Source organism: Pseudomonas sp. GW821-FHT09C09 (assembly GCF_059418105.1).
This window is the reverse complement of record NZ_JBWKPF010000001.1, coordinates 284,354-310,081: the sequence shown is the minus strand read 5'-3', so window position 1 is coordinate 310,081 and position 25,728 is coordinate 284,354. Positions and strand designations below refer to the sequence as shown.

Annotated in this window: 30 protein-coding genes; 16 read left to right on the top strand and 14 right to left on the bottom strand. The window is 61.1% G+C overall.

Annotated features, from left to right (window positions below; genetic code table 11):
• Positions 1-60: 60 nt before the first annotated feature.
• The 3 genes from rnd (at position 61) to AC07NR_RS01450 (ending at position 2,523) form a co-directional block, all read left to right on the top strand.
• Entirely contained in the window at positions 61-1,194 is a 1,134-nt protein-coding gene (rnd, locus tag AC07NR_RS01460; protein ID WP_085710266.1) for a ribonuclease D, read from the top strand.
• Complete coding sequence (locus tag AC07NR_RS01455; RefSeq protein WP_085703814.1) at positions 1,191-1,484, top strand: YcgL domain-containing protein; 294 nt, start codon at positions 1,191-1,193, stop codon at positions 1,482-1,484. The genes rnd and AC07NR_RS01455 overlap by 4 nt, the downstream gene beginning before the upstream one ends.
• Before the next feature lie 106 nt (positions 1,485-1,590).
• Positions 1,591-2,523 carry a D-2-hydroxyacid dehydrogenase gene (locus AC07NR_RS01450; protein WP_495077662.1) on the top strand — a complete coding sequence of 311 codons (933 nt, stop codon included), beginning with the start codon at positions 1,591-1,593 and terminating at the stop codon, positions 2,521-2,523.
• A gap of 47 nt (positions 2,524-2,570) precedes the next feature.
• On the opposite strand, the gene AC07NR_RS01445 is transcribed toward AC07NR_RS01450, so the two are convergent.
• Positions 2,571-3,164, bottom strand: a complete 594-nt coding sequence (locus tag AC07NR_RS01445; protein ID WP_230736043.1) for a nitroreductase family protein — start codon at positions 3,162-3,164, stop codon at positions 2,571-2,573.
• Positions 3,165-3,445: 281 nt separating this feature from the next.
• On the opposite strand from AC07NR_RS01445, the gene AC07NR_RS01440 reads away from it, so the two are divergent.
• Positions 3,446-3,895, top strand: a complete 450-nt coding sequence (locus AC07NR_RS01440) for a YcgN family cysteine cluster protein (RefSeq protein WP_003222605.1) — start codon at positions 3,446-3,448, stop codon at positions 3,893-3,895.
• 50 nt (positions 3,896-3,945) lie between these two features.
• Positions 3,946-5,175 (top strand): hypothetical protein, encoded by a 1,230-nt coding sequence (locus AC07NR_RS01435; RefSeq protein ID WP_495077661.1) that lies wholly within the window; start codon positions 3,946-3,948, stop codon positions 5,173-5,175.
• A 3-nt stretch (positions 5,176-5,178) separates the two neighbouring features.
• Here the strand turns inward: AC07NR_RS01435 and AC07NR_RS01430 are convergent, their stop codons facing one another.
• The 4 genes from AC07NR_RS01430 to AC07NR_RS01415 all read right to left on the bottom strand — a co-directional run bounded on the left by AC07NR_RS01430 (position 5,179) and on the right by AC07NR_RS01415 (position 7,314).
• A complete protein-coding gene (locus AC07NR_RS01430) occupies positions 5,179-5,556 on the bottom strand; it encodes a YgaP family membrane protein (protein ID WP_495077660.1) in 378 nt (125 codons plus the stop codon).
• A gap of 81 nt (positions 5,557-5,637) precedes the next feature.
• Positions 5,638-6,108, bottom strand: a complete 471-nt coding sequence (locus AC07NR_RS01425) for an RNA methyltransferase (RefSeq protein WP_007958066.1) — start codon at positions 6,106-6,108, stop codon at positions 5,638-5,640.
• Positions 6,109-6,206: 98 nt separating this feature from the next.
• A complete protein-coding gene (locus AC07NR_RS01420) occupies positions 6,207-6,578 on the bottom strand; it encodes a YajD family HNH nuclease (protein WP_007944009.1) in 372 nt (123 codons plus the stop codon).
• Positions 6,579-6,627: 49 nt separating this feature from the next.
• A complete protein-coding gene (locus tag AC07NR_RS01415; protein ID WP_085648590.1) occupies positions 6,628-7,314 on the bottom strand; it encodes a spermine/spermidine synthase domain-containing protein in 687 nt (228 codons plus the stop codon).
• Positions 7,315-7,392: 78 nt separating this feature from the next.
• Between AC07NR_RS01415 and AC07NR_RS01410 the strand changes: the two genes are divergently transcribed.
• A complete protein-coding gene (locus tag AC07NR_RS01410) occupies positions 7,393-7,677 on the top strand; it encodes a hypothetical protein (protein ID WP_114881811.1) in 285 nt (94 codons plus the stop codon).
• Here AC07NR_RS01410 and AC07NR_RS01405 read toward each other — a convergent pair.
• Positions 7,674-8,147: a cyclic nucleotide-binding domain-containing protein gene (locus AC07NR_RS01405; RefSeq protein ID WP_085710279.1), complete on the bottom strand. Its 474-nt coding sequence runs from the start codon at positions 8,145-8,147 to the stop codon at positions 7,674-7,676. The genes AC07NR_RS01410 and AC07NR_RS01405 overlap by 4 nt on opposite strands.
• 109 nt (positions 8,148-8,256) lie before the next feature.
• Complete coding sequence (locus AC07NR_RS01400; RefSeq protein WP_495077659.1) at positions 8,257-10,311, bottom strand: S9 family peptidase; 2,055 nt, start codon at positions 10,309-10,311, stop codon at positions 8,257-8,259.
• Positions 10,312-10,410: 99 nt separating this feature from the next.
• Here AC07NR_RS01400 and AC07NR_RS01395 point away from each other — a divergent pair, with 99 nt between their 5' ends.
• From AC07NR_RS01395 to AC07NR_RS01385, 3 genes are read left to right on the top strand one after another with little or no spacing between them, the layout of a single operon-like run.
• Positions 10,411-10,911, top strand: coding sequence for an MFS transporter (locus tag AC07NR_RS01395; RefSeq protein WP_085710282.1), 501 nt, complete (start codon positions 10,411-10,413; stop codon positions 10,909-10,911).
• Between the two features lie 16 nt (positions 10,912-10,927).
• A complete protein-coding gene (locus AC07NR_RS01390; protein WP_003222625.1) occupies positions 10,928-11,704 on the top strand; it encodes a class II glutamine amidotransferase in 777 nt (258 codons plus the stop codon).
• 14 nt (positions 11,705-11,718) lie between these two features.
• Complete coding sequence (locus AC07NR_RS01385) at positions 11,719-12,261, top strand: DUF2937 family protein (RefSeq protein WP_007956487.1); 543 nt, start codon at positions 11,719-11,721, stop codon at positions 12,259-12,261.
• 34 nt (positions 12,262-12,295) lie between these two features.
• Here the strand turns inward: AC07NR_RS01385 and AC07NR_RS01380 are convergent, their stop codons facing one another.
• Positions 12,296-13,207, bottom strand: a complete 912-nt coding sequence (locus AC07NR_RS01380) for a LysR family transcriptional regulator (protein WP_408986313.1) — start codon at positions 13,205-13,207, stop codon at positions 12,296-12,298.
• Positions 13,208-13,353: 146 nt separating this feature from the next.
• On the opposite strand from AC07NR_RS01380, the gene AC07NR_RS01375 reads away from it, so the two are divergent.
• From AC07NR_RS01375 to AC07NR_RS01360, 4 genes are read left to right on the top strand one after another with little or no spacing between them, the layout of a single operon-like run.
• On the top strand, positions 13,354-14,640 hold the full coding sequence (locus AC07NR_RS01375; RefSeq protein ID WP_495077658.1) for an MFS transporter: 1,287 nt from the start codon (positions 13,354-13,356) through the stop codon (positions 14,638-14,640).
• A gap of 60 nt (positions 14,641-14,700) precedes the next feature.
• Entirely contained in the window at positions 14,701-15,453 is a 753-nt protein-coding gene (locus AC07NR_RS01370; RefSeq protein ID WP_495077657.1) for a 5-oxoprolinase subunit PxpA, read from the top strand.
• Positions 15,450-16,154, top strand: a complete 705-nt coding sequence (locus tag AC07NR_RS01365) for a 5-oxoprolinase subunit B family protein (RefSeq protein WP_495077656.1) — start codon at positions 15,450-15,452, stop codon at positions 16,152-16,154. Before AC07NR_RS01370 ends, AC07NR_RS01365 begins: the two co-directional genes overlap by 4 nt.
• Entirely contained in the window at positions 16,151-17,065 is a 915-nt protein-coding gene (locus AC07NR_RS01360; RefSeq protein ID WP_495077655.1) for a 5-oxoprolinase subunit C family protein, read from the top strand. Before AC07NR_RS01365 ends, AC07NR_RS01360 begins: the two co-directional genes overlap by 4 nt.
• A gap of 35 nt (positions 17,066-17,100) precedes the next feature.
• Here AC07NR_RS01360 and AC07NR_RS01355 read toward each other — a convergent pair whose 3' ends face one another.
• From AC07NR_RS01355 to AC07NR_RS01345, 3 genes are all read right to left on the bottom strand, one after another.
• A complete protein-coding gene (locus AC07NR_RS01355; protein WP_007956512.1) occupies positions 17,101-18,279 on the bottom strand; it encodes a vWA domain-containing protein in 1,179 nt (392 codons plus the stop codon).
• 12 nt (positions 18,280-18,291) lie between these two features.
• Positions 18,292-19,137, bottom strand: a complete 846-nt coding sequence (locus tag AC07NR_RS01350) for an AAA family ATPase (RefSeq protein ID WP_085710298.1) — start codon at positions 19,135-19,137, stop codon at positions 18,292-18,294.
• Positions 19,138-19,279: 142 nt separating this feature from the next.
• Positions 19,280-20,356, bottom strand: a complete 1,077-nt coding sequence (locus AC07NR_RS01345) for a DUF748 domain-containing protein (protein ID WP_495077654.1) — start codon at positions 20,354-20,356, stop codon at positions 19,280-19,282.
• Between the two features lie 129 nt (positions 20,357-20,485).
• On the opposite strand from AC07NR_RS01345, the gene cysK reads away from it, so the two are divergent.
• Together cysK and AC07NR_RS01335 are read left to right on the top strand one after the other, a co-directional pair.
• A complete protein-coding gene (gene cysK, locus AC07NR_RS01340; protein WP_495077653.1) occupies positions 20,486-21,460 on the top strand; it encodes a cysteine synthase A in 975 nt (324 codons plus the stop codon).
• Positions 21,461-21,647: 187 nt separating this feature from the next.
• Positions 21,648-22,586, top strand: coding sequence for an aspartyl/asparaginyl beta-hydroxylase domain-containing protein (locus AC07NR_RS01335; protein ID WP_085710304.1), 939 nt, complete (start codon positions 21,648-21,650; stop codon positions 22,584-22,586).
• 56 nt (positions 22,587-22,642) lie between these two features.
• Here AC07NR_RS01335 and AC07NR_RS01330 read toward each other — a convergent pair whose 3' ends face one another.
• Together AC07NR_RS01330 and AC07NR_RS01325 are read right to left on the bottom strand one after the other, a co-directional pair.
• Positions 22,643-22,804, bottom strand: a complete 162-nt coding sequence (locus tag AC07NR_RS01330) for a hypothetical protein (RefSeq protein WP_248738017.1) — start codon at positions 22,802-22,804, stop codon at positions 22,643-22,645.
• A 35-nt stretch (positions 22,805-22,839) separates the two neighbouring features.
• On the bottom strand, positions 22,840-23,385 hold the full coding sequence (locus tag AC07NR_RS01325; protein WP_495077652.1) for a hypothetical protein: 546 nt from the start codon (positions 23,383-23,385) through the stop codon (positions 22,840-22,842).
• A 450-nt stretch (positions 23,386-23,835) separates the two neighbouring features.
• Here AC07NR_RS01325 and AC07NR_RS01320 point away from each other — a divergent pair, with 450 nt between their 5' ends.
• Positions 23,836-24,699 carry a DMT family transporter gene (locus AC07NR_RS01320; RefSeq protein WP_495077651.1) on the top strand — a complete coding sequence of 288 codons (864 nt, stop codon included), beginning with the start codon at positions 23,836-23,838 and terminating at the stop codon, positions 24,697-24,699.
• Between the two features lie 57 nt (positions 24,700-24,756).
• On the opposite strand, the gene AC07NR_RS01315 is transcribed toward AC07NR_RS01320, so the two are convergent.
• Positions 24,757-25,665: a DMT family transporter gene (locus AC07NR_RS01315; RefSeq protein ID WP_495077650.1), complete on the bottom strand. Its 909-nt coding sequence runs from the start codon at positions 25,663-25,665 to the stop codon at positions 24,757-24,759.
• Positions 25,666-25,728: the final 63 nt, after the last annotated feature.

Here is a 25,728-nt window from a genome sequence, read left to right as displayed (position 1 = left end):
CAGGCGCGGAAAGCGCCGGTGGCGATATATACTGCGCGCCATTCTTGAAGGGAGAGCCGTGTGGCCATCGATATTCACTGGATTCGCGACAACGATAGCCTCGCGCAGTTTTGCGCCGAGTGGCAGCAGCTGCCTTTCGTTGCCCTCGACACCGAATTCATGCGGGTCGACACCTTCTACCCGATTGCCGGTCTGTTGCAGGTCGGCGACGGCAAACGCGCCTATCTGATCGACCCGCTGACCATTGACGCCTGGCAACCGCTGGCGGCGTTGCTGGAAAACCCGGCGGTGCTCAAAGTCCTGCACGCCTGCAGCGAAGACCTCGAAGTCCTGCTGCGCCTGACCGGCAGCCTGCCGGCGCCGCTGTTCGACACGCAATTGGCTGCGGCCTATCTGAACCTCGGGTTCTCGATGGGTTATTCGCGTCTGGTGCAGGAAGTGCTCGGCATCGAACTGCCGAAGGGCGAAACCCGTTCCGACTGGTTGCAGCGTCCGTTGTCTGACACGCAAATCAGCTATGCGGCAGAAGATGCCGTGCATCTGGCGGAAGTTTTCGTACAGCTGCGTCCGAAACTGTCCGACGACAAATACGCCTGGGTGCTGGAGGACGGCGCCGAACTGGTCGCCAACCTGCGTCGCGAGACCGATCCGTACGAGGTGTACCGCGAGGCGAAGCTGGCGTGGAAACTGTCCCGTGCGCAACTCGCCGTTCTGCGCGAGCTGTGCGCCTGGCGTGAGCGCGAGGCCCGCGCCCGCGACCTGCCGCGCAACCGTATCGTCCGTGAGCATTCGTTGTGGCCGCTGGCCCGCACGCAACCGGACAACCTCAGTGCGCTGGGCAAGATCGAAGACATGCATCCGCGTACCGTGCGTCAGGACGGCGAGTTTCTGCTTGATCTGATCAAGCGCTCTGGCAGTGTGGGGCCTGATCAGTGGCCGCCAGCCGTGCCGGAGCCGCTGCCGATCGAAGCCGCCGCGCTGATCAAGCAACTGCGCGCCCTGGGCCAGGCCGAAGCTGAACGCCTGGGCATCGCACCGGAACTGATGCTGCGCAAGAAAACCCTCGAAGCCCTGGTCAAAAGCGGCTTCCCCGAGGGGCCTTACCAATTGCCTGATTCGCTGCGTGGCTGGCGCCGCGAGTTGATGGGCCAGAAGCTGCTCGACAGCCTGGCCACTGCCGGAGAACAGCCTTGAAACGTATTTGCTCCATTTACCAAAGTTCGAAGAAAAGCGGCATGTACCTTTACGTGCTCAAAAGCGATGCGCTGGAGCGTGTGCCGGAAGGCCTGATGGCGGCGTTCGGCAAGGCGAAGCATTCCTTCGATCTGGTGCTGACCCCCGAGCGCAAGCTGGCCAGCGAAGACATCGCCGTCGTCCTGGAGAACCTCGACAAGCAGGGCTACCACCTGCAAATGCCACCGGCCGAGGAAGAGTACATCGAGCACTTGCCGGAAGAGTTGCTGCGACGCAACGACCCGGTCTGACCTGCGAGGCCCGGTCCCGGGCCTCTTGTAATCCCTGGAACTGTTTTTACGGCGACGACTGCCACGAAGTGGACGGCCGTCTGCACGGTTTGCGAAAGGTTTGAAGATGCGCGTTCTGATTGCTGAACACGACCACGCGATATACGCCCGACTGCTGCGTCAGGCGGCCCCGGAGCTTGAAGTGCTGACCAGCGGTGACTCCGCCGAACTGGCTCGCCAGGCCGTCGATTGCCCGGTGTGGCTGGGGCAGCCGGATCTGCTGGCGACCCTGCTGCGTCAGGGCCACCAGCCACAATGGCTGCAATCGACCTGGGCCGGCATCACGCCGCTGCTGGCCGACGGCTTGCGCCGGGATTACCGCCTGACCCGGGCGGTCGGCATTTTCGGTCAGGTGATGGCCGAGTACGTGCTGACCTACATGCTCGGTCATGAGCGCGAAGTGCTGGCCCGGCTGGTGAGCCAGGTCGAGCGCAAATGGGACAATCGCACCGGTCAGAGCCTGGTCGGGCGCAAGGTGCTGATCGTCGGCACCGGTGACATTGGCCAGAGCGTGGCGCAGTTCCTGCGGCCATTCGGCGTCGAGTTGTACGGCATCGCCAGCAGCGCCCGGGAGCAGGCGCCGTTTGTCGAAGTCGGTTCGATGGCGGATCTGCCACGGCTGGTGGGCGAAGTGGATTACGTGGTCAATCTGCTGCCCAACACCGAGCACACCCACGACATCTACGATGCGGCGCTGTTCAAGCAATTCAAGCCGACCGGATTGTTCATCAACGCCGGGCGTGGTGTGGCGGTGGTCGATGCGGATCTGGTGGAAGCGCTGAAGGAAGGCCATCTGGCCGGCGCGGTGATCGACGTCTGCCGCCAGGAGCCGCTGCCGCAACGCCATCCGTTCTGGACCGCGTGGGGCCTGCTGCTGACCGGGCACAGCTCGGCACCGACATCGCCGCCGATGATGGTGCAGTTGTTTCTGAATAACCTGCGGGCGTATCAGGCGGGAGAAGCGTTGCGTGGGGAAGTGGATTTCGCACGCGGTTACTGAGTTCAGAGATCGTTCCCACGTTGCGTGGGAACGATCAGCGGTACGGATTAGAGGGTGAAATCGCCTTCAGCCGCCAGCTCGCTCAGCGGACGACGCGGGCTCGGCGTTTCCCGCGCTTGCAGGTAATCCGCCAGGGTTGCCTTGTCACCCAGCTTGCCCACCGCAACGGCGGCGTGCAGCGCATAACCTTGCGGAATGTTCAGCTCCTTGCGGGTCAGCTCCTGATCGAAGCCGGCCATGCCGTGGGTGTGCCAGCCGCTCAGACTCGCTTGCAGCGCCAGGTGACCCCACGCGGAACCGGTGTCGAAGGTGTGCCACAGCGCCGGTGTTTCTTCGCTGGCGCCCGGTGCGGTAAAGGTGGTTTTCGAAATCACGATCACCAGCGCCGAAGCGTGCTGCGCCCAGCTGCGGTTGAATTCATTGAGCAGGCCCAGGTAACGCTCCCAGTTCGGCGTGTCGCGACGGGCGTAGAGAAAACGCCATGGCTGCGAGTTGTACGCCGATGGCGCCCAGCGCGCGGCCTCGAAGAAGCTCAGCAGGGTTTCCTCGGAAATCGCTTCGCCGGTGAAGGCGCGGGGCGACCAGCGATCGGTGAACTGCGGGTGAATGGCGTATTCGGCAACGCGAGGGTTGGCACTCATTGAGAGATTCCTTGCTACGTTTGAGGGTGATTTGAAGCAAAACCCGGCGGGATCAGTTGGGCTGAACGATGGGGGCTGTATCTGAAGTCGTGCAGTTCACCGGAATGCAACGCGGTCGAGCGTTAATGGCATCCGGCCAGGGCTTCTTGAGACAGGCAAAGCTACTTGGCCGCGCAAAAACTGACAAGCCCTGCACAACCGGCAGTCGCCAGCGCTTGGCCCACGGGGCCCTGGGCACTAGACTGGCGGCCTTTTCACCACCTGATGTTGATGCTTGAGCCATGGCCGCCAAAGTCGAACCGTTCTGGAAACGCAAAACCCTCGATCAACTGGATCACGAGGAATGGGAATCGCTGTGCGACGGATGTGGCCTGTGCTGCCTGCAGAAGCTCGAGGATGAAGAAGACAACAGCGTCTATTACACGCGCATCGCTTGCAAACTGCTGGACCTGAAAACCTGCCAGTGCAGCGATTACCCGAACCGCATCAAGTTTGTCCCGGACTGCATCCAGCTCACCCCCGGCCAGGCCGAAGAATTCAAATGGCTGCCGCCGACCTGCGGTTATCGGCTGGTCAGCGAAGGCAAGGACCTGCCGTTGTGGCATCACCTGGTCTGCGGTGATCGCGACGCCGTGCACCACGAGCGGATTTCCCAGTCCGGGCGCATGCTCGCCGAAGGCAGCGTGCCGGAAGACGATTGGGAAGATCACCTGATTTTCCGCGCCGGCTAAGCCCCTCGAGGATCCAGGCTTCGAGGATCGAGTTTCAACAAGGAGTGTGTATGGCTGTGGGATTGCGCCGGACGCTGATCGTCGGACTGCTGATGCTGAGCGCGCCGGTGTGGGCGGCAAAGAAGGTCGATCTGGATTACCACGTGCGGCTGATGCCGCAAAGCGATCAGGCCGAAGTGCGCCTGACCCTGGCCAAGGGCGAGGCCGTGCGCAGTCTGGATTTCGACCTTGGCGACGGCAGCCACTACAGCGACTTCAAGGCCGACGGCCAATGGCAACTGACGCCGGGCCAGCAGGCACGCGGCGTGTGGCGCCCGACGGCGGACAAGGCCAGCCTGACCTACCGCGTACGCATCAGCCACGGCCGCAAGAACGGCAGCTTCGACACCCGTATGACCCCGACCTGGGCGCTGATGCGCGGCGATGAACTGGTGCCGCCGGCGAAGCTCGATCAGCAGGACGGCATTGAACTGGTCTCACGCCTGCAATTCGAACTGCCCGACGGCTGGAAAAGCGTCGAAACCGCGTGGCCGCGCATCGGCAAGAACAAATTCCGCATCGACAATCCGTCCCGTCTGTTCGACCGACCCACGGGCTGGATGCTCGCCGGGCACCTCGGCAGTCGCCGCACGCGGCTGGGTGAAACCGAAGTCACCGTGGCATCGCCGCAAGGGCAGGGCATGCGCCGGATGGACGTGCTGACGCTGCTGACGTTCGTCTGGCCGCAGGTGCAGGCGGTGTATCCGCGCCATCCGACCAAGTTGCTGATCGTCGGCGCCAACGACCCGATGTGGCGCGGCAGCCTCGCAGCGCGGGAGTCGATCTACCTCAACACGCGGTTGCCGCTGGTCAGCGAGAGCGGCAGCAGCCCTTTGGTCCGTGAGCTGGCGCAGGTGTTCGGGCGGATCAACGACGAACAGCGCAGTGACTGGATCAAGGAAGGCTTCGCCGAGTATTACGCGGTCGAACTGGTGCGTCGTGCTGGTGGCATGAGCGACGAACGTTATCAGGCGTATCAGGTGAAACTGGCGAAGGACAGCCAGAAAGTGACGACGTTGCGCGGCGAGCAGATCAGCCCGGCGCAGGTCTCCAAAGCGGTTCTGCTGTTACAGGAGCTGGATCGCGAGATCCGTCTGAAGACCCGGAACAAGCGCTCGCTGGATGATGTGCTGCGCGGGGCGATGCATCTGGGGACGGTGGACATCAAGGCATTTGTACAACTTGCCGAGAGTGTCATCGGCGAGTCGTCCAAGGTGCTTGATAGCGGATTGATTCAGTAGCGATCAGACCCCGGCTTTGGGCGACTTCACCGAATCATTGCCGGTCACCGTGGCGGTTTTGGTCGCCGCTTCGGCATTGGCTTTGAGCTTGCTCAGCTCTTCACCGGCGCGCTCGATCTTCGTGCGCACGTTGTTCATGTCCTGACGGCTTTTCTCCAGCAGGCTTTTCACCGAGCTGTGGCCGGTGATGCCACGGGCCATGGCCACGCCGCCAATCGCCACCTGAAGCAGCCCGAATACGCCGCCACGGCGCAGGCCTTTGCCGACCATGATCACGCCGCCGGCCAGCGAGCCGATGCGCTCCCAGCCTTCCACGTTCTGTTCGGAACGGGTCTGGAACGGGGTGGATTCGATACGCTCGACGCGTTTGAGCTCGGTCATGATCTTTCTCCAGGCAATGAGTGATGGATAAACAAGCTGACTGCCGGGGCGGTCAGCTCGTTCCATCGGATGTGCGGCGGTTCAGCGGAATTTCGGCCCGGAACGGGTGTTCAAGCCTTTGGCCATGCGGTCGTAGAGCACGACGTTGACCGTGGCGGCGAGGTTCATGCAACCGGTGGTCGGGATGTACACGACGTCTTCGCACCAGTCGCGGATCTCTTGATCCAGCGAGCCGTCTTCGGGGCCGAAGATGTACAGGGCGCGATCCGGGTGGGTGTATTCCGGCAGCGGGCGGGCGCCGTCGACCAGTTCCACGGCGACCGGGACGCAGTTGAGCGGCAGGATCTTTTTCAGGTCGTCGATGCCGATCAGCGGGATGTCGTAGTGCACGCGCTTGGTGTCGGTGACGAAATCGGCGGCGCGCTCATAGCGCTTGCCGGTGTAGAACACGGTCGACACGCCGTAGCAGCCTGCGGCGCGCATCACCGAACCGACGTTTTCCGGTGATTTGGGGTTATACAAACCAATGCAGCTGTACCGTTTGTCTGCCACGAGCGGGGTGCCTTCGGAAAAAAGAGGGCGATTATACGGGGGTTGGGAGAGGGCGGCACCGATCATTCCCGCGCGGCGCGGGAATGATCGCGGACGGTTCAGTCTTCTTTTTTCATCAACCCGGCCAGCGCCGCAAACGGGTTGTGCGTGGCCTTGGCGATTTTCGGCGTGCTCAGGGAGCCTTCGCCAAAATACTGCTGGTCGGTGTAGCGCGAGTGTTCGTTGTCGTGGCAGTACAGGCACAGCAGTTCCCAGTTGGAGCCGTCCTGCGGGTTGTTGTCGTGGTTGTGATCGCGGTGGTGCACGGTCAGCTCGCTCAGGCGCTTGCCGGAAAACTCACGGGCGCAGCGGCCGCAGACGTGCGGGTACATCTTCAGGGCCTTGTCGCGGTAGCCCATTTCCTTGTCGCGCTGGTTGTCGGCGAGGATGCGATCCAGCTTCGAAGTGTTGGTCGGGGTGGACGAACTCATGGGTTCACCTTTGTAGAAAGACTAATGACGGTTATGACGCAAGTTTAGCTCAGCCCTTGAGCTTCTCGGCAATCCAGATCGTGTGGCGGGTGCCCTTGTTGCCGTGGGCGAAGACCTGCACTTCCTCGGCCTTGAAACCGGCCTTCTTCAATTTGTCGGAAAACTGCCGGTCGGCGCTGGCCGACCACACCGCCAGCACGCCTTTGGGCCGCATCGCCCTGGCGCAAGCGGCGAGGCCTGCGGCGGAATACAGCCAGCTGTTGGCTTTCTGGGTCAGGCCTTCGGGGCCGTTGTCGACGTCAAGCATGATCGCGTCGAAACCGTTCGGCTCGCTTTGCAGCACCTTGGCCACGTCTTCCTGGCGGATCACCGTGCGCGGGTCGAGCAGCGGGCGTCCGGACTTTTCACCGAGCGGGCCGCGGTTCCACTCGACCACGCCGGGCACCAGCTCGGCGACCACCACTTCGGCGCTCTTGCCCAAATGCTTGAGTGCGGAGGCGAGGGTGAAGCCCATGCCCAACCCGCCGATCAGTACCCGCGAGTTCGGTCGGCCGGCGACCTTGCGGCACGGGATCTCGGCCAGTGCGTCTTCGGAACCGTGCATGCGGGTGTTCATCAATTGCCCGCCATCGCCGCCCTGGATCTTGATGACAAAGTCCTCGCCATACTCGAACAGGCACAGGGCGCCGCCGTTGTCAGGGATCGGCGTGGTGTCGAGCAGAACGAAACGTTTCATGGAAATCTCTACAGGGGGGAAGGCAAGCGGGCCCGTTGGGAGTAGCCTGAGAGCAGACTTCAGGCAACGGAGCCCTTGATGAAGCGCACCATTCTAACGGTCATTGCCCTGGCCGCGCTCTCGATTACTGCAGTGCAGGCCCAGCAGACGATTCCCGCCAGCCCGACCCCGCAACCGGGTTCGCCCGGCACCGCAACGCCGACACCGTATCCGCAGATCAGTCCGGTATCGATTCCCAAGGCCGGCTCCGGCAGTGGCGGGCCACCGCTGGTGCCGATCGAGATGCCCAGCCCGCCATCCAAGGATCAACCGCTGCCGGGGATCGAACAGCCCGAGGGTAAAACCAAATCCCCCGGCGGCTAGATCTGTTGCGCCGCCAGTTGGCCGTCGGCCATGCGCAGGCGTTTGGACAGGGAAACGGCGAGGGCGCGAATGATCTTGGCGGCGATCTTCGGCGCGTCGTTGAGCATTTTTTCCAGTGAATCCTTGCCCAGGTTGAGCAACTGACAGTTGCTCGCCGCCACACAAGTTGCCGAGCGGCGTTCGCCATCCAATACCGCCATTTCGCCGAAGGCCCGGCCGCTGCGTAGAGTGGCCATGGTGATGACCTGGCCGTCAGCGCCGGTTTTCTGCACGGCCACCTGGCCGGTGTGGATGATGCACATGAAACTGCCGGCATCGCCTTCGCGAAAGATCGCCTCGCCTTCGGCCACGGTGCTGATGCTGAAGTAGCCCGAGGCAGCGGCGAAGTCCGCCAGTTGCAATTGATCGAACAGGCCGCAGTCCATCAGCCAGTCACGGATTTCGTTGTTCAGTAAGGTCGGTTCTGACATGTCATCGCGGTCTTTTTGTTGTGTCGGGTTACAGGCTCGCCACCGGGAGCCGACTTGATTATCGGCTTCCGGTGCCCGGAATTAAGACCCAAGTGACCGGCGGAGTTCCTCAGGCGATGCCCAGAACCTTGAAAACAAATGCATATTCGAGCGCTACGTCACGTAATCCCTGATAACGCCCGCTCATGCCGCCATGGCCGGCACCCAGTTCGGTCTTGAGCAGCAGCGGATTATTGTCGGTCTTGGTCGCACGCAGTTTCGCCACCCACTTCGCCGCTTCCCAGTACTGCACGCGGCTGTCGTTGTAGCCGGCGATCACCAGCGTCGCGGGATAGGCCTGGGCAGTGACGTTTTCGTACGGCGCGTAGGCCTTGATTCGCTCGTAGACGTCAGACTCTTCCGGATTGCCCCACTCGTCGTATTCGGTGACGGTCAGCGGCAGATCCGGGTCGAGCATGGTGTTGAGCACATCGACGAACGGCACTTCGGCAATCGCCACGCCGAACAGATCCGGGCGCTGGTTAAGCACCGCGCCGATCAGCAGGCCACCGGCGCTGCCGCCGCTGATCGCCAGTTGCGGCGCGGTGGTGATGCCGTTGAGGATCAAGAACTCTGCGCAGGCAATGAAGTCGCTGAAGGTGTTTTGCTTGTGCTCCTGCTTGCCGGCGCGATACCAGGCTTCGCCCAGTTCACCGCCGCCGCGCACGTGGGCAATGGCAAACGCCATGCCGCGATCCAGCAGGCTCAGGCGGGCGTGGGAAAACCACGGATCGAGGCTCGAACCGTAGGCGCCGTAACCGTAGAGGTACAGCGGCACCGGTTTGCCGAGCATTTCGCGTTTCATCACCAGACTGATCGGCACCAGCGTGCCGTCCGGGGCCGTGGCCCACAGGCGCTGACTGACGTAGGCGTCGGCGTCGAACGGGCCGAGCACCGGGGTTTCCTTGAGCACTTCCTGTTCGCCGCTAGCGAGGATCAGTTGTCGAACCTGGGCCGGACGGTTCAAGGCTTCATAGCGCAGGCGAATGCGGTCGCTTTCGAATTCCAGACTGTTTTGCACATAGAGGCTGTAGGCCGCGTCCGGCAATTGCACACGATAAGGCGCCAGACCGTGTGGGCGAACTTCGATGATCGGCAAACCGCCTTCGCGCAGGCTCAGGGTCAGGGCTTCGGCGTTGAGGGTCACGCCATCGAGCATCAACGAATCACTGTGGGGAATCAGGTTCTGCCAGTCGGCTTCGCTCGGCGCGATGCCGGTGTCCGGCGCCTGATACAGAGCGAAGTTGATGCCGTCGCGGTTGGTGCGGATGAACCAGGTCCATTCGCCGTCGAGTTTGCCGTGGTCGACATCGTATTCGTGATCCTCGACCCGTGGCGCCAGACAGGTGAACGGCTGGTGCGGCTGATTGGCATCCAGCGCCCAGACTTCGCTGGTGGTCTTGCTGCCGAGCGACAACAGCAATTGCTGTTCGGAGCTGGCACGGTAGCAATGCAGGAAAAAACGCCCGTCCGGCTCGTGGAACACCTCTTCGGCGGCGGTGCCGTCGAGGCGGTAGCGGAACAGTTTGTGCGGGCGATGGGTGTCGTCGAGCACGCCGAAAAACAGCGTCAGGCTGTCGTTGGCCCAGGTCATGCTGCCGTCGCAGTCCTGGAATTCCAGTTCGCTGACACGCTCGCTGGATAATTCCTTCACGAACAGCGTGTAAATCTCGTCCCCCGAGGCATCGACGCTGTAGGCCAGACGCTGGTGATCCGGGCTGATGCTGAATGCGCCGAGGGAGAAAAAGCCGCTATTGGCCAGGGCGTTCGGGTCGAGCAGCAGTTGTTCGCGGCTTTCGTCGAGGGTCAGGCTGTCGTCGGCCGGGCGCGGGCAGCGGTAGTGGCGCGGGTATTCGTCACCCGCCGTGGTGCGGGTGTAATACAAATACGGTCCCCACGGCGACGGCAGGGACAGGTCGGTTTCGAGGATCCGGCCCTTGATCTCCTCGAACAGGGATTCGCGCAGCTCTGCCTGATCGGCGGTCTGTGCCTGCTGGTAGTCGTTTTCGGCCTTGAGGTAGTCGAGCACCGCATTGGTGTCGCGTTCCTGCAGCCAAGCGTACGGGTCGTGACCGGCATCCTTGCGGGCAATCGGGGCGCTGGTGACGTTGGCGGATACGGGCATGGAGGGCTCTCGAACATGACAAATGAGGACCGCACGGACGGCGGGGAAGCCTGATGTGCGAAAAGTCGTTACTATAAGCGCCTCTTTGCCTGCCTTGCCATGGACACCATGACCGAGAACGACTATCTGATCGCCTGGGGCCTCTACGCCTTTGCTGCCGTAGGCTGCCTGTTGGTATGGATGCGCATGACCCGCTGGATGTGGCGCTGGCTGCGCGAGCCGCTGCGTGTGCTGATGGCGGTGTTGCTGTTCAGCCCGACCATCATCGATCCGGTGAAGGAAAAATTCGCCCCGGCCGTCGCCATCACCGCGCTGGACCTGGCGTTCAAGGTCGGCAACAACGCCTGGCGGGCGATTTCCGAATTGCTCATGTACGCGATGATCGCGTTCGGCCTGTACCTGATTTTCGTACTGATCCGCTTCCCGATCGAACGCGCTTCGAAGGCGCGCAAGGAACAGGCCGAGGCCGCCCGCGCAGCCGCCCGTGCCGAAGACGAGCGTGATGGCGATCAACCGTTCGGCGGTGCCGGCGATGATCGTTACGGCCGTCCACCGCTGCCGAGCAATCCGCAGCGCGGGCGCGTCGAGCCGCGTCTGTAATCACGAGAGCCCGCACATGTGTGAACTATTGGGCATGAGCGCCAACGTGCCGACCGATATCGTGTTCAGCTTCACCGGGCTGATGCAGCGCGGCGGGCGCACCGGTCCGCACCGCGATGGCTGGGGCATCGCCTTCTATGAAGGTCGCGGGCTGCGGCTGTTCCAGGACCCGGCGGCCAGCTGCGAGTCGGAAGTCGCCAATCTGGTACAGCGTTATCCGATCAAGAGCGAAGTGGTGATCGGTCATATCCGTCAGGCCAACGTCGGCAAGGTCTGCCTGTCCAACACCCATCCGTTCGTCCGCGAGCTGTGGGGGCGCAACTGGTGCTTCGCGCACAACGGCCAGCTCGCCGATTTCACCCCGATCAAGAGTTTCTACCGCCCGGTCGGCGATACTGACAGCGAGGCGGCGTTCTGCGATTTGCTTAACCGCGTACGTGCAGCGTTTCCGGAACCGGTCGATATAGAAGTGCTGCTGCCGGATCTGGTCGCCGCGTGCGCCGAATACCGCAGCAAAGGCGTGTTCAATTGCCTGCTCAGCGACGGCGACTGGCTGTTCTGCTATTGCTCGACCAAACTGGCACAGATCACCCGGCGCGCACCGTTCGGCCCGGCGCGGCTCAAGGACGTCGATGTGATCGTCGACTTCCAGGCCGAAACCACGCCCAACGATGTGGTCACGGTGATTGCCACCGAACCTCTGACCGAAAATGAAACCTGGACCCGCTACGAACCGGGCCAATGGAGTCTGTGGCGACGCGGCGAATGCGTAAGCCAGGGCACGACCGAATAAAGGATCTCTCCTCGATGTTGCTCAGTTATCTACGGCTGGTGTTGTTTGCGGCGGGCCTGTTGATCGGTGTCCAGGTGCCGGGGTTCATCAACGATTATGCCAAGCGGGTCGAAGCGCATCTGATCGAGGCGCAGACCGGTCTGCGCGGCTTCCAGGGCACTGCCGAGCAGTTCTTCAAGGGTGATATCCAGGCGCTGGTCGCCCACTATCGCGCCAGCGAGGACCCGGTGTTTCGCAGCGATGCCGACAGCCTGAGCACCTTGCTCAACCGTCAGCTGGCGCTGGACAAGCAATTCCAGGCGATGCAAGGGCCGTGGTACATCCGCTTCCTGCAAGTGGTGCTGGCCGCCGATCCGGATATCCGCAAGGAAACCTGGAATGGCTACAGCTACCAGATCCTGCTGACGCCAGAGGCGATGATCTGGGGCATGAGCGGCGCGCTGCTGCTGTCGTTCGGCCTCGAATGCCTGTTCCGTCTGATCGACTGGGTAGTGTTGGGCGGCAAACGCCTGCGCCAGAGCCGGCCGATCGAAGACCGGGATGTACGCGGGCTGTAAACCTCGATGCATCGTTCCCACGCCGTGGGAACGATCAACTCAGAACGATGTAATCCGTGCCCACCTTGCGCGCATACCCCTCCAGCACCTGCTGACACAGCGTCACAATCTCTTCGACCCATTCCACACCGACCCGCCACGACACCACCACTTGTAGAGCGGGTGGCCGTTGATCGATGTCGAGCAGGGTCAGTTCGCCCCGCGCCAGTTCTTCGGCCACCAGCACCGGTGGCAGTGCGCCAATGCCGAATCCGTCGCGCAGCAGCCGGGTGATCGCCGACACCGAATTCACACAGTTCAAGCGTGGTGCCAGCACGCCCTGGGCCTGCATCAGCGCCAGAATGTCCTGATGCGGCCGGGAGTTTTTCGAGTAGGTAATGATCCGCTCCTGCGCCAGGTCAGCGAGGTTTGCGTAGTCGCGGTTGTAGATTGAATTGCTGGCGACGATCCAGCCGATGGGGTGGCTGGCCAGTTCCAGGCTGCGCACGCTTTCATGGCGCACCAGGTCGGTTTGCAGGATCAGATCGAGAAAGCCTTTTTGCAGTTGATCGCAGAGGTTCAGCGAGGTATCTGCCACCAGCTCGATTTCCACCCGTGGGTACAGATCGGTCATCTGCGCCACCAACGGGCTGAGCCAGGTGTGAATCACCGTGTCCATCACCCCGATGCGCACCCGGCCGACCTTGCTCGATCGGGTTTCGATGGACTGCTTCAGCGCCTGCATCGTGTCGAGCATCTGCTCGGCATAGTCCAGCACTTTCAGACCTTCCGGCGTCAGGCTGACGCCGCGCGAATCCCGCACAAACAGCTTCACCCCAAGCTCGCCTTCGAGCACCGCGATCCGGCTGGAGATCGAAGCCTGGGTGGTGAACAGCTTGTCGGCGGTCAGGCGAAAACTCTTCAGCCGGGCGACCCAGACGAAGGTCTCGAGAAACTTCAGGTTCATGGCAACAAATTTTTCTTATGTCTTGGGCGGGTTTTTATTCGTTGGACGCGACCGGGTGACGCACCCAAGAATCGACGCATCCGGTTCCCACGATAGGCGTCGTCGGAGCTTCGAACAAGACCAATAAAAGCCTGCGGAGACATGCCATGAGTGCGCCCGACACCCTCGACCTCCCCAAGACCACGGCCCGTCCCGGCCCGTTCGACTGGTATCGCAACATCAATCAGCAGGAGCGTCGCACCTTCTGGAGCTGCAAGATCGGCTACGGTCTGGACGGCATGGACACCCAGATGCTCAGCTTCGTGGTGCCGACCCTGATCGCGATGTGGGGCATCACCACCGGTGAGGCCGGGCTGATTCACACCAGCACGCTAATCGCCTCGGCCATCGGCGGGTGGGTGGCGGGGATTCTCTCCGACCGCATCGGCCGCGTGCGCACCCTGCAACTGACGGTGCTGTGGTTCGCCTTCTTCACCTTCCTCTGCGGTTTCGCCCAGAACTACGAGCAACTGTTGATCGCCCGCACCCTGATGGGCTTCGGTTTCGGCGGCGAGTGGACCGCCGGCGCGGTGCTGATCGGTGAAGTGATCCGCGCCAAGGACCGCGGCAAAGCAGTAGGCATGGTGCAATCGGGTTGGGCACTGGGTTGGGGGCTGACGGCAATTCTCTATGCGCTGCTGTTCTCGGTATTGCCACCGGAAGATGCTTGGCGCGCGCTGTTCATCCTTGGCATCGTGCCGGCGGTGTTCGTGATTTTCGTCCGCCGTCTGGTGAAGGACCCGGAGATCTATCGCGAAGCCAAGGCCAGACAAACCCCGGAAAGCCCTTCGAAGTTCTACGAGATCTTCGCCCCCGGCATGCTCTTCACCACGTTCCGCGCCTCGTTGCTGACTACGGGTGCCCTCGGTGGTTACTACGCGATCACCTCCTGGCTGCCGACTTTTCTGAAGAACGAACGCGGCTTGAGCGTACTCGGCACTGGCGGTTATCTGGCGATGGTGATCGTCGGGTCCTACGCCGGTTATGTGATCAGCGCCTATTTGACCGACCTGCTGGGGCGCAAGAAGAACTTCATCCTGTTCGCGGTCGGCTCGTTCACCATCGTTCTGCTCTACACCCAATTGCCGGTCAGCAACGGCGTGATGCTGTGGCTGGGTTTCCCGCTGGGCTTCTTTGCCTCGGGGATTTTCAGTGGCATGGGGGCGTTTCTGACTGAACTGTTTCCAACCCGGATTCGCGGCTCAGGCCAGGGCTTCTGCTACAACATCGGCCGTGCGCTGGCAGCACTGTTCCCGCTGCTGATCGGGCTGCTCAGCCAGAAAGTACCGCTGAGTGTAGGCATCGGTGCCTTCGCGGCCGTGTCCTACGGCGTGGTGATCCTGGCGGCGTTGAGCCTGCCGGAAACCCGTGGCAAGCAACTGGACGCGCAGTAACTGATAACCTGCGACAACGCCCTACGATAAAAAAAGACAAAAGCTACAGGAGTGTTCACCGTGAGCCGCCTGCTATTGAACTGTGACATCGGCGAGAGCTTCGGCAGCTGGACCATGGGTCTGGACGCGGAAGTCATGCCGTTCATCGATTGCGCCAACATTGCCTGCGGTTTCCACGCCGGCGACCCGGGCATCATGCGCAAGACCGTCAGCCTGGCCCTGAGCCATGGCGTGCAGATCGGCGCGCATCCCGCCTATCAGGATCTGGTTGGTTTCGGCCGGCGCTCCATGGCGTATACCGCCCAGGAACTGCAGGACATCCTGCATTACCAGATCGGCGCCCTCGACGGTATTTGCCGTGCCCAGGGTGGAAAGGTCAGTTACGTCAAACCCCACGGCGCAATGTACAACGACATGATGGCCAATCCGGCTCAGTTGCGGGCGGTGATTCAGGCCGTCGCGGCTTACGACCGCAGCCTGCCGCTGATGCTGATGGCCACCCGCGACAACACTGCGGCGCAACAGATCGGTGACGAATACGGCGTGACCCTGTGGTTCGAAGCCTTCGCCGACCGCGCCTACGACAGCGCTGGCCGACTGGTGTCGCGGCAACTGCCGGGCGCGGTGCATCACGACGCCGAAACCATCATCGGGCAAGCGCTGACCATCGCCCGGGGTGACAACCTCACCGCCAGCGACGGCAGCGCGCTGCACCTGCAAGCCAACACCTTGTGCGTACACGGCGACAACGCCAGTTCGGTTGCGGCCGTGCAGCGCATTCGTCAGGCCTTGAACGAGCAGAGCGCGCCATGAATCCGCGGGTGGAAGTGGTGGCACTGGACTGCCTGATGCTGCGCCTGTTCGATGAAATCGCCGAAACCAACATGCCGTGGATGCTCGCCGCCAGCGAGCGGTTGCGCACGGTGTTCGGCGAGCATCTGATCGATCTGGTGCCGTCGTATACCACGTTGATGGTGCATTACGATCTGACCGAATTGAACCCGGGTCAGGCCCGGGAACTGATCGCCGAAGCCTTGATCGACCTGTCGCCGAATGCGCGAACCGGTGGCCAGGGCCACGTGTTGCCGGTCTGGTACGACCTGAGTGTCGGCCCTGAATTGAGCCTGTTGTCGCAGCGCAGCGGGTTGTCGGTGGAAGAAGTGATCCGCCGTCACAGCGCCCGGGAATATCAGGTATTCGCCCTGGGTTTTGCGCCGGGTTTCGCTTTCATGGGACTGGTGGAAGAGGTCCTGGCGGCACCGCGTCTGAATACACCACGCAAGAAAGTCGCCGCCGGCAGCGTCGGTATCGCCGAGCGCCAGACCGCAGCGTATCCGGTGGTGTCTCCGGGTGGCTGGAACCTGATCGGCCGCACGCCGGCAAAACTGTTCGACCGCGAGCGAGATGGCTACAGCCTCATGCAGCCCGGCGATACTGTGCGCTTCGAAGCGGTGAGCCACGCAGAATTCATCAACCTCGGCGGTGATGACACATCTCTGGAGGAGTTGTCATGAGCCGACTGACGATTGAAGCGAGCACACCGCTGTGCCTGTTGCAGGATGCCGGGCGCTTCGGCGTGCGCCATCTGGGCGTGACCCAGGGCGGCGCGGTGGACTGGCGGTCAATGGCCTGGGCCAACTGGTTGCTGGGCAATGGCGTGGATCTGCCGGTGATCGAAATCACCCTTGGCGGGTTTGCGGTGGTGGCGCAAGAGGATTGTCTGCTGGCGCTGGCCGGTGCCGATCTGGGCGCGCAGATTGATGGTGAAGCGCTGGCGCCGTGGCGCAGTTTCAAGCTGTATAAAGGGCAGACCTTGAAGTTCACCCAGCCATTGCTGGGGGCTCGGGCCTATCTGGCGGCGCCCGGCGGTTTCAACGCGCCGAAAGTGTTGGGCAGCAGTGCGACGGTGGTGCGCGAGGAACTCGGTGGTCTTGATGGTTTTGGTTTGCCATTGGCCAAGGGGGCTTCGCTGAGCTATCAGGGCGAAACCCTGTTGGTGCGTGAGATCCCGGCTCAGCATCGACCGGATCTGCGCCTCGATGCGCCACTGGATCTGGTGCTGGGCGCGCAGATTGGTCAGTTCAGCGGGCAGAGCCTGTTCGATGCCTTCAACAGTGCCTGGACGCTGGACAGTCGCGCCGATCGCATGGGCATTCGGCTGCTGGGGACTGCGTTGCAGTATCAGGGCCAGCCGATGATTTCCGAGGGCATTCCGCTGGGCGCGGTGCAGGTGCCGCCGGACGGGCAGCCGATCGTGTTGCTCAATGATCGGCAGACCATTGGCGGTTACCCGAGATTGGGCGCGTTGACGCCGTTGGCGCTGGCGCGCCTGGCGCAGTGTCTGCCGGGGGCGAAGGTCAGATTGCGCCCGGTGGTGCAGGACGTCGCGCACCGGGAGCATATTGAGTATCTGAAGCGCTTTTGATCGTTCCCCCGCCGCTGGCGGGGGAGTAATCCTGATTACTTGGACAGAAACCGCATCCCTTCTTCCAGCCCGCGCAACGTCAGCGGATACATCTGATCCTCGATCAAATCCCGCACGATGTTGGTCGACGAGGTGTAGCCCCAGGTGTCTTTCGGATACGGGTTGATCCAGATGAGCTTCTTGTATTTCTCCATGAAGCGCTGCATCCACACGTAACCCGGCTCTTCGTTCCAGTGCTCGACGCTGCCGCCGGCCTGGGTGATTTCATAGGGCGCCATGGCCGCGTCACCGATGAAGATCACTTTGTAGTCGGCGCCGTACTTGTGCAGCAGGTCCTGGGTCGAGGTGCGCTCGGAGGTGCGGCGCATGTTGTTCTTCCACACTGACTCATAAATGAAGTTGTGGAAGTAGAAGTACTCCAGATGCTTGAACTCGGTCTTGCAGGCCGAGAACAGTTCCTCGCAGATCTTCACGTGGGCGTCCATCGAACCGCCGATGTCGAACAGCAGCAACAGTTTCACCGTGTTGCGTCGTTCCGGGCGCATCTGGATGTTCAGCAGGCCTGCGTCCTTGGCGGTGTGGTCGATGGTCCCGTCGATATCCAGCTCTTCCGCCGCGCCCTGGCGCGCGAATTTGCGCAGGCGGCGCAGGGCGACCTTGATGTTGCGGGTGCCCAGCTCCACGGAGTCGTCGAGGTTCTTGTACTCGCGCTGATCCCAGACTTTCACCGCTTTGCCCTGGCGCTTGCCGGCATCGCCGACCCGGATGCCTTCCGGGTTGAAGCCACCGGAACCGAACGGGCTAGTGCCGCCAGTGCCAATCCATTTGTTACCGCCGGCGTGACGTTCCTTCTGTTCTTCCAGGCGTTTCTTGAACTCTTCGATCAGCTTGTCCAGCCCGCCGAGGGACTGGATCTGCGCGCGTTCCTCATCAGTCAGCGAACGCTCGAATTCCTTGCGCAGCCAGTCCTCGGGAATCAGCGCCTGCAAGTGATCGTCGAGCTTTTCCAGGCCGTTGAAGTAGGCGCCGAACGCCCGGTCGAACTTGTCGAAATGCCGTTCGTCCTTTACCAGAATCGCCCGGGACAAGTAGTAGAACTCGTCCATGTCGGCGAAGGTCACGCGCTGTTTCAGCGCGTTGATCAGGTCGAGCAGCTCGCGCACCGACACCGGCACCTTGGCTGCACGCATTTCATTGAACAGGTTGAGCAACATGGCGTCAGCCTCTTAACGGGTGCCGCGACGGCTCATGAACGCCAGACGTTCCAGCAGTTGTACGTCCTGTTCGTTCTTCACCAGCGCACCGGCCAGCGGCGGAATGGCTTTGGTCGGATCGCGCTCGCGCAGCACCGCTTCGCCGATGTTGTCGGCCATCAGCAGTTTCAGCCAGTCCACCAGTTCCGAGGTCGATGGCTTCTTCTTCAGGCCCGGCACCTTGCGCACGTCGAAGAACACGTCCAGCGCTTCGCTGACCAGGTCTTTCTTGATGTCCGGGTAGTGCACGTCGACGATTTTCTGCAGGGTGTTGCGATCGGGGAAGGCGATGTAGTGGAAGAAGCAGCGGCGCAGGAAGGCGTCCGGCAGCTCTTTCTCGTTGTTGGAGGTAATGATGATGATCGGACGCTTCTTGGCCTTGATCGTCTCGTCGATCTCGTAAACGTAGAACTCCATCTTGTCGAGTTCTTGAAGCAGATCGTTGGGGAACTCGATGTCGGCCTTGTCGATTTCGTCGATCAGCAGAATGACGCGCTCTTCGGACTCGAACGCCTCCCAGAGCTTGCCCTTCTTCAGGTAGTTGCGCACGTCGTGGACTTTTTCATTGCCCAGTTGCGAGTCGCGCAGACGGCTGACCGCATCGTACTCGTACAGACCCTGATGGGCCTTGGTGGTGGACTTGATGTGCCAGGTGATCAGCTTGGCGCCGAACGATTCGGCCAGTTGCTCGGCGAGCATGGTCTTGCCGGTGCCCGGTTCGCCCTTGACCAGCAGCGGCCGCTCCAGGGTGATGGCGGCGTTGACCGCCAGCTTCAGGTCATCGGTGGCGACGTAGGCCTGGGTGCCTTCGAACTTCATCTGCTAATCCTCGAACGGTAACGCCGACCTGAACGGGCAGGGCGGGGGCGAAATAATCGGATGCCCGACTATAACGCGCGGCCCGGTCGACTGTGAACGCAGACGGCTTATTCAGTCTCTGAATGGGGCGTCACATGTTGACTCAACCCGCATCCGGCTTCGGCCGCTCATACCGGGCATTGAATGCCTGGATGAATCCATTGCGCAAAATCTGCAAAAACGCTTCGAACGCGCTGATATCTTGCTGATGGACGCTGCCGCTGAGTTCGACCTTGGTGGCGAACTGGTTTTTGGCCTGGTTTTTCAGCACGGTTTCAGTACCGCCGACCAGTGCCTCCCAGACTGAGCGGAAGATGCTTTTGTTTTTGTTTTCCACATCCTGTTGCCAGTTGAACACTTCAACGTCGCGCAGCAACGGCTTGATGTAGCCGGTGAGCTGGGCCTTTTTGGCCTGGGCTTCGATGACCACGTCACCGTGGCCGGCGTTGAAGTCGAATTTGCCGTAGGCCGATGCGAAGTCGTTCATGCGCTTGAGTTCGAGATCGCGGGCTCGCAAGCGGAACTCGAAGTCTTCGAAATTGCTTAGCGGGTCGAATGTGGCCGAGGTTTCCAGCGGTGCCTGGCCTAGCAGCAGGGCTTTGCCTTCGAATCGGGCATCACGCTTGCCCTTGGTGTCCAGGACGTTGGTCAGGTTGTAAATACTGGCCTCGACGTTCGTGGCATTCATATTTACAGGCGGCTTGGAGTTGAAATTTCGGAAGCTGATGCGGCCGTCATTGATCTGCACTTCGTCGAGGGTGATCGGCAGCAGCTTGCCCAACTGCGCGCGCCAGTCGGTGCCCTTACCGGTCTGGGAGTTCTGCTTGTTGGCACCGCCATCGACGAAGTTGACTTCAGGTTTGAAGAACTTCACCTGGGCCACCACAGCATGGTCGTACCACAGTGAATGCCAACTGACGGACAAGTCGATCAACGGAGCGTTGACGAACGGCACCGGGACCTTGCCGTCGACCTTGACGATCTTCAGGCCGTTGATCTTGTACGCGCCGCGCCACAGAGCCAGATCGACATCGGTGACCTGGCCACGGTAGTCGCCCATGTTGGCCAGCTTGTCATTCAGATAGTCGCGCACGACGTAGGGCAGGGCGATGTGCAGGGCGATCAGCAGTACAACGACAGTGGCGAGGATCCACAATGGCCAGCGGTAGCGACGCTTCATGGCGGCAATTCCCGAGCGGGTGTAAAGCGATTGACTGCCGGCGGTTGCAGACGTTCGACCTGACTGGACTGGCAAGAGCAACAGGCTTACCTTGGAGAGCTGAATTCAACGCTGCACAAGGACCCAGCCATGAGCCGTATTTTTGCTGACAACGCCCATTCCATCGGCAATACGCCGCTGGTACAGATCAATCGCATTGCGCCCCGTGGCGTGACCATTCTGGCCAAGATCGAAGGTCGAAACCCGGGTTACTCGGTGAAGTGCCGGATCGGCGCGAACATGATCTGGGACGCCGAAAGCAGCGGCAAACTCAAGCCGGGTATGACCATCGTCGAGCCGACCTCGGGCAACACTGGCATCGGCCTGGCCTTCGTGGCGGCCGCTCGCGGTTACAAACTGATGCTGACCATGCCGGCCTCGATGAGCATCGAACGGCGCAAGGTGCTCAAGGCGCTGGGTGCCGAACTGGTGCTGACCGAGCCTGCCAAGGGCATGAAAGGCGCAATCGAAAAGGCTGCCGAGATCGTTGCTGGTGACCCGGGCAAATATTTCATGCCGGCTCAGTTCGATAACCCGGCCAACCCGGCCATCCACGAAAAAACCACCGGCCCGGAAATCTGGAACGACACCGACGGTGCCATCGACGTGCTGGTGGCGGGCGTCGGTACCGGTGGAACCATCACCGGTGTCTCGCGGTATATCAAGAATACCGCGGGCAAACCGATTCTCTCGGTGGCGGTGGAGCCCGTATCTTCGCCGGTGATCACCCAGGCGCTGGCCGGTGAGGAGATCAAGCCGAGCCCGCACAAGATTCAGGGCATTGGCGCCGGTTTTGTGCCGAAGAACCTGGATTTGTCGATGGTGGATCGGGTCGAGCGTGTGACCGACGAAGAGTCCAAGGTCATGGCGCTGCGTCTGATGCAGGAAGAAGGGATTCTGTGCGGGATCTCCTGCGGTGCGGCGATGGCTGTCGCGGTGCGCCTGGCGGAAACCCCGGAAATGCAGGGCAAGACCATCGTGGTGATACTGCCGGACTCCGGTGAGCGTTATCTGTCGAGCATGTTGTTCAGCGATCTGTTCACCGATCAGGAGAACCAGCAGTAAGCCTCCCGTTGATTCAGATCAGCCAGGGTTCAGGCTCGTTATGTTAATTAGTGCTTTGTTGCGCAATTCTTAACACTGAATCTTGGGTCGGGCGGGTTTTTCCCGGAGCCGGTAGTGTTTATCATGGCCGACCGCCATGTCGGGTAAATGACATTGCGTGGCGTTGTCTTTTTTCAAGGAGTCGTTGATGACCTTTTCGTTGGCCGCCAAGGTGTTGGTGTTGCTGCTGTTCGTGAGCAGCATCCTCTACGTGCATTTGCGCGGCAAGGCGCGTTTGCCGGTGCTGCGCCAGTTCGTCAACCATTCGGCGCTGTTCGCTCCGTACAACGCCTTGATGTACCTGTTTTCCGGTGTGCCGTCCAAACCGTACCTGGACCGCAGCAAGTTCCCGGAACTGGACGTGCTGCGCGACAACTGGGAAACCATCCGCGACGAAGCGATGCACCTGTTCGACGAGGGTTACATTCGCGCCGCCGAGAAGAACAACGACGCCGGTTTCGGCTCGTTCTTCAAAAAGGGCTGGAAGCGTTTCTACCTCAAGTGGTACGACAAACCGCTGCCATCGGCCGAAACCCTGTGCCCGAAAACCGTGGCACTGGTGAGTGCCATCCCCAACGTCAAGGGCGCGATGTTCGCGCTGTTGCCGGGCGGCAGCCACTTGAACCCGCACCGTGATCCGTTCGCCGGTTCCCTGCGCTATCACTTGGGCCTGTCGACGCCGAACTCCGACGATTGCCGGATCTTCGTCGATGGTCAGGTCTACGCCTGGCGCGACGGTGAAGACGTGATGTTCGACGAGACCTATGTGCATTGGGTCAAGAACGAAACCGAACAGACCCGCGTCATCCTGTTCTGTGACGTCGAGCGTCCGCTGAGCAACCGCCTCATGACCCGTATCAACCGCTCCATCAGCGCCTGGCTGGGCCGTGCCACCGCACCGCAGAACCTCGACGACGAGCGCGTCGGCGGGATCAACCAGGCCTATGCCTGGACCAAGAACTTCAGCGACCGGTTCAGCGGTGTGGTCAAGCAGTGGAAGCGCCGCAATCCAAAGGCCTACCGCGTGATGCGGCCAGTGCTGGCGGTGGTGGTGTTGACGTTGTTGGGGTATTGGCTGTTTGGTTGAGGCTGGATTCAGGCAATAAAAAACCGCTCGTTTGAGCGGTTTTTTTGCTTTCTGAATCAGGGACGGCCAGCCAGCAAGCTTGGTTCATCGATAGCGGTACCGGTTGCAATGATCTGTAAGAGCTGCCGTTGACTGGCTGTCAGTACCGTCGGATCAGAGTCACACTTCATTGCGTGCGCTTTTTTCTTTCTGGGGGATTTTTTTATTTCTTTGCGCATGTTCCCACCTTGGTTGATCATTATTTGAGCGTTTTTCACAATACTAGCCTCCCTACTGTTTTGACAAGGCGCCCCTCGCTATCCAAACCGAAGCCGAGTTGTTCGTAAATTGGCACTGCTCCCTGGAATGGCTCTTGAGCCTCGATCAAACTGCTGCCAATGATGCGGGCGTATTGCTCGATAGCCAGAACGGATAACGGTGCAACACGGTTCTTCAACGGATGGGGTTCACTTGGCCGTCCCTCAAGACGTACGATTCGAATGCGTCGTCGACTTTTATTCGGATTGGCAAAACACAGTCCGCACAGTTCAGATTCAAACCAGATTGCGATGTCGAGAGCGAGAGGTTCGCGTGCTTTCCATCCAATGACGTCTACCCATGAAAAATGCGGGTTCTCCCAACATTCAAAAGCGCTCAGCGCCAACGAGTCGATAGGTTCGAAACGTACTTTCGACAGGTCAAGAGTTGTGGGGCCAGCCATCTCCAGGTCAATCTGGAGTTGAGTCGTGGCAATGCGGGCAAGCTTCCTGGCTTGCGATTTGTACAACTGATACCGCAGATGATTCCGTTCCCTTGGCATGTGATCTCGCGCATTCCATGTCCCCTATCGATGGTCGTTGCAATTGCTAATGAGCCTATGCGCCTGCATCCAGCCTGTCGCTAGCGGCCCTTTGCCCAACTCATTGCAATCCATGTCGCAGGCTGGTTATAGTCGGCGCTCGTGAGTTCTACGGCTCACCTTTCAACCCCTCGAAAAAGATCAGCCCAGATGCCTGCATCCCTCATCAACGCGGTAGTCGATTCAGCGGTCAACGCTGGCGTCGTGCCGTGCGGGAATCAGCAGCCTGTGCAGATCAGCCATTACCCCCCACCTGTCAGTAGCACGCCGGTGTGCGCAGTCGTATCACCGCCGGGCGTTGGCGTTTCGGGCTGATCAGCGTTTTTTGCTGACCCCTGTGCCCGCCTGAAAAAACCTACTGAATTTCAGCTCCGGCTGAGTTGGCTATTTGCCTGACTACAGGTGGTATTCATGTTTGTCCTTTCGAAAAAGTCCGCGCTCGCGGCGGCGTCCACGAGCCAGTTCGTTCTGCTGTGGAGCAGCGGGGCGATCTTCTCCAAATGGGGGCTGGCCCACGCTTCGCCCTTTGCCTTTCTGCTGATCCGTTTTGTGATTGCCCTTTGCGGGCTGGTGCTGCTGGTGCCGTTGCTCAAGCTGAAACTGCCCAAGGGCGGCCGGCCGATGCTGTATGCGATGGTTACCGGGGTGGTGTTGTTGGGGGCTTATCAGATCTTCTATCTGCTGGCGCTGGACCTGAAGGTCACCCCCGGGGTGATGGCGACCATCATGGGCGTGCAACCGATCCTCACGGTGGTCATCATGGAGCGGCAGCGCTCGGCGAGCCGTATTTTCGGCCTGGCGCTGGGATTGGCCGGTCTGATCATGGTGGTTTACCAGGGCATCGGCCTGGCCGGGATGTCGCTGGCGGGGATGCTGTTCGGTTTGTTGGCATTGGCGAGCATGACGTTCGGCTCGATCATGCAGAAACGCATCACCGACAATCCTCTCGGTACGCTGCCGGTGCAGTATCTGGCGGGACTGTTGCTGTGCGGGATCTTCGTGCCGTTCCAGCCGTTCCACTTCGAACACAGCGCAGGTTTCATCGTGCCGGTGCTTTGGATGGGGTTGGTGGTGTCGGTGCTGGCAACCTTGCTGCTATACCGACTGATCGCCCGGGGCAATCTGGTGAATGTCACCAGTCTGTTCTATCTGGTGCCAGCCGTGACGGCGGTGATGGACTACCTGATCTTCGGCAACCGCCTGGCAGCGTTGAGCGTGTTGGGGATGCTGTTGATCATCGTCGGTCTGGTATTCGTGTTCCGTAAGTCGGCGTAACAGCCGCACATAAAAAAGGCCCGGGAGGAAACTCCCGGGCCTTTGTGCATCTGTCGATCAGCGAGTCACGACTTCTGCCGGTTTCACTGCCGCCGGCTTCAATACCAGCCACAGCGCAATTGCGATCAACACTCCGCCATACACGTGGGCCATCGACAGCGGTTCATCCAGAAACAGTGCCCCCCACAACACGCCAAACGGCGGGATCATGAACGTCACGGTCATCGATTTCACCGGCCCGATGGAACTCAACAGGCGGAAGTAGATGATGTAGGCAAACGCGGTGCAGCCCAGACCCAGGCCCAGCAGCGACAGCCAGACGTTCCAGCCGCCCCAGCTCACAGGTGGCTGGGTGATGACGTTGTAACCGAACAGCGGCAACAGGAACAGTGTCGCACCGAGCATGCTGCCCAGCGCTGATAGACGGCTGTCGAGCCCGCCGGCCTGATCCAGCCAGCGCCGGGCGAGGAAACCGGCGAAGCCGTAGCAGGTCGTTGCAAGCAGGCAGGCGACGGCACCCATCAACAGAGGCAGGTCGAACGCGACCGGGCCGGCGCGGGTCAGCACGCCCACGCCGAGCAGGCCAAGGAAAACCCCGGCAAGTTTGGCCACCGTGAGTTTTTCACTGAAGAACAGCCCGCCGATCAATACGCCCATCAGCGGCGTGGTGGCATTGAAGATTGCGGAGTACCCGGCCGGCAGCACCTGGGCGGCGACGGAATACAGAGTGGCCGGAACGCCGGAGTTGATCACCCCCAGCATCATCACGGTCTTGAGTTTGCCTTTGAAATCCCAGCTGATGCGCATCAGGCCAAGGATCACCAGCAAACCGACCGCCGCGATCGAGACCCGGAAAAATCCGGTCGGAACGGTGCCTATCGCGGGGGCGATGATGCGCATGAACAGGAAGCTCGCACCCCAGATCGCAGCCAGCGACAACATGCGGAAAATATCGACAGGGCTCACGGGTAACTCCTTCCTTGATGGGGACGAGAGTGTTGCCGAGCGCCCTGACGATGGCAACCGCTA

Bases quoted from the DNA above. Each gene is read 5' to 3' on its own strand.
- AC07NR_RS01395 (WP_085710282.1), top strand. From the start codon at position 10,411: ATGGACACCATGACCGAGAACGACTATCTGATCGCCTGGGGCCTCTAC.
- AC07NR_RS01380 (WP_408986313.1), bottom strand. From the start codon at position 13,207: ATGAACCTGAAGTTTCTCGAGACCTTCGTCTGGGTCGCCCGGCTGAAG.
- AC07NR_RS01440 (WP_003222605.1), top strand. From the start codon at position 3,446: ATGGCCGCCAAAGTCGAACCGTTCTGGAAACGCAAAACCCTCGATCAA.
- AC07NR_RS01400 (WP_495077659.1), bottom strand. From the start codon at position 10,311: ATGCCCGTATCCGCCAACGTCACCAGCGCCCCGATTGCCCGCAAGGAT.
- cysK (WP_495077653.1), top strand. From the start codon at position 20,486: ATGAGCCGTATTTTTGCTGACAACGCCCATTCCATCGGCAATACGCCG.
- AC07NR_RS01355 (WP_007956512.1), bottom strand. From the start codon at position 18,279: ATGTTGCTCAACCTGTTCAATGAAATGCGTGCAGCCAAGGTGCCGGTG.
- AC07NR_RS01445 (WP_230736043.1), bottom strand. From the start codon at position 3,164: ATGAGTGCCAACCCTCGCGTTGCCGAATACGCCATTCACCCGCAGTTC.
- AC07NR_RS01345 (WP_495077654.1), bottom strand. From the start codon at position 20,356: ATGAAGCGTCGCTACCGCTGGCCATTGTGGATCCTCGCCACTGTCGTT.
- AC07NR_RS01430 (WP_495077660.1), bottom strand. From the start codon at position 5,556: ATGACCGAGCTCAAACGCGTCGAGCGTATCGAATCCACCCCGTTCCAG.
- AC07NR_RS01435 (WP_495077661.1), top strand. From the start codon at position 3,946: ATGGCTGTGGGATTGCGCCGGACGCTGATCGTCGGACTGCTGATGCTG.
- AC07NR_RS01410 (WP_114881811.1), top strand. From the start codon at position 7,393: ATGAAGCGCACCATTCTAACGGTCATTGCCCTGGCCGCGCTCTCGATT.
- AC07NR_RS01390 (WP_003222625.1), top strand. From the start codon at position 10,928: ATGTGTGAACTATTGGGCATGAGCGCCAACGTGCCGACCGATATCGTG.
- AC07NR_RS01450 (WP_495077662.1), top strand. From the start codon at position 1,591: ATGCGCGTTCTGATTGCTGAACACGACCACGCGATATACGCCCGACTG.
- AC07NR_RS01420 (WP_007944009.1), bottom strand. From the start codon at position 6,578: ATGAGTTCGTCCACCCCGACCAACACTTCGAAGCTGGATCGCATCCTC.
- AC07NR_RS01405 (WP_085710279.1), bottom strand. From the start codon at position 8,147: ATGTCAGAACCGACCTTACTGAACAACGAAATCCGTGACTGGCTGATG.
- AC07NR_RS01350 (WP_085710298.1), bottom strand. From the start codon at position 19,137: ATGAAGTTCGAAGGCACCCAGGCCTACGTCGCCACCGATGACCTGAAG.
- AC07NR_RS01335 (WP_085710304.1), top strand. From the start codon at position 21,648: ATGACCTTTTCGTTGGCCGCCAAGGTGTTGGTGTTGCTGCTGTTCGTG.
- AC07NR_RS01415 (WP_085648590.1), bottom strand. From the start codon at position 7,314: ATGAAACGTTTCGTTCTGCTCGACACCACGCCGATCCCTGACAACGGC.
- AC07NR_RS01330 (WP_248738017.1), bottom strand. From the start codon at position 22,804: ATGCGCAAAGAAATAAAAAAATCCCCCAGAAAGAAAAAAGCGCACGCA.
- AC07NR_RS01385 (WP_007956487.1), top strand. From the start codon at position 11,719: ATGTTGCTCAGTTATCTACGGCTGGTGTTGTTTGCGGCGGGCCTGTTG.
- AC07NR_RS01325 (WP_495077652.1), bottom strand. From the start codon at position 23,385: ATGCCAAGGGAACGGAATCATCTGCGGTATCAGTTGTACAAATCGCAA.
- AC07NR_RS01320 (WP_495077651.1), top strand. From the start codon at position 23,836: ATGTTTGTCCTTTCGAAAAAGTCCGCGCTCGCGGCGGCGTCCACGAGC.
- AC07NR_RS01360 (WP_495077655.1), top strand. From the start codon at position 16,151: ATGAGCCGACTGACGATTGAAGCGAGCACACCGCTGTGCCTGTTGCAG.
- AC07NR_RS01365 (WP_495077656.1), top strand. From the start codon at position 15,450: ATGAATCCGCGGGTGGAAGTGGTGGCACTGGACTGCCTGATGCTGCGC.
- AC07NR_RS01375 (WP_495077658.1), top strand. From the start codon at position 13,354: ATGAGTGCGCCCGACACCCTCGACCTCCCCAAGACCACGGCCCGTCCC.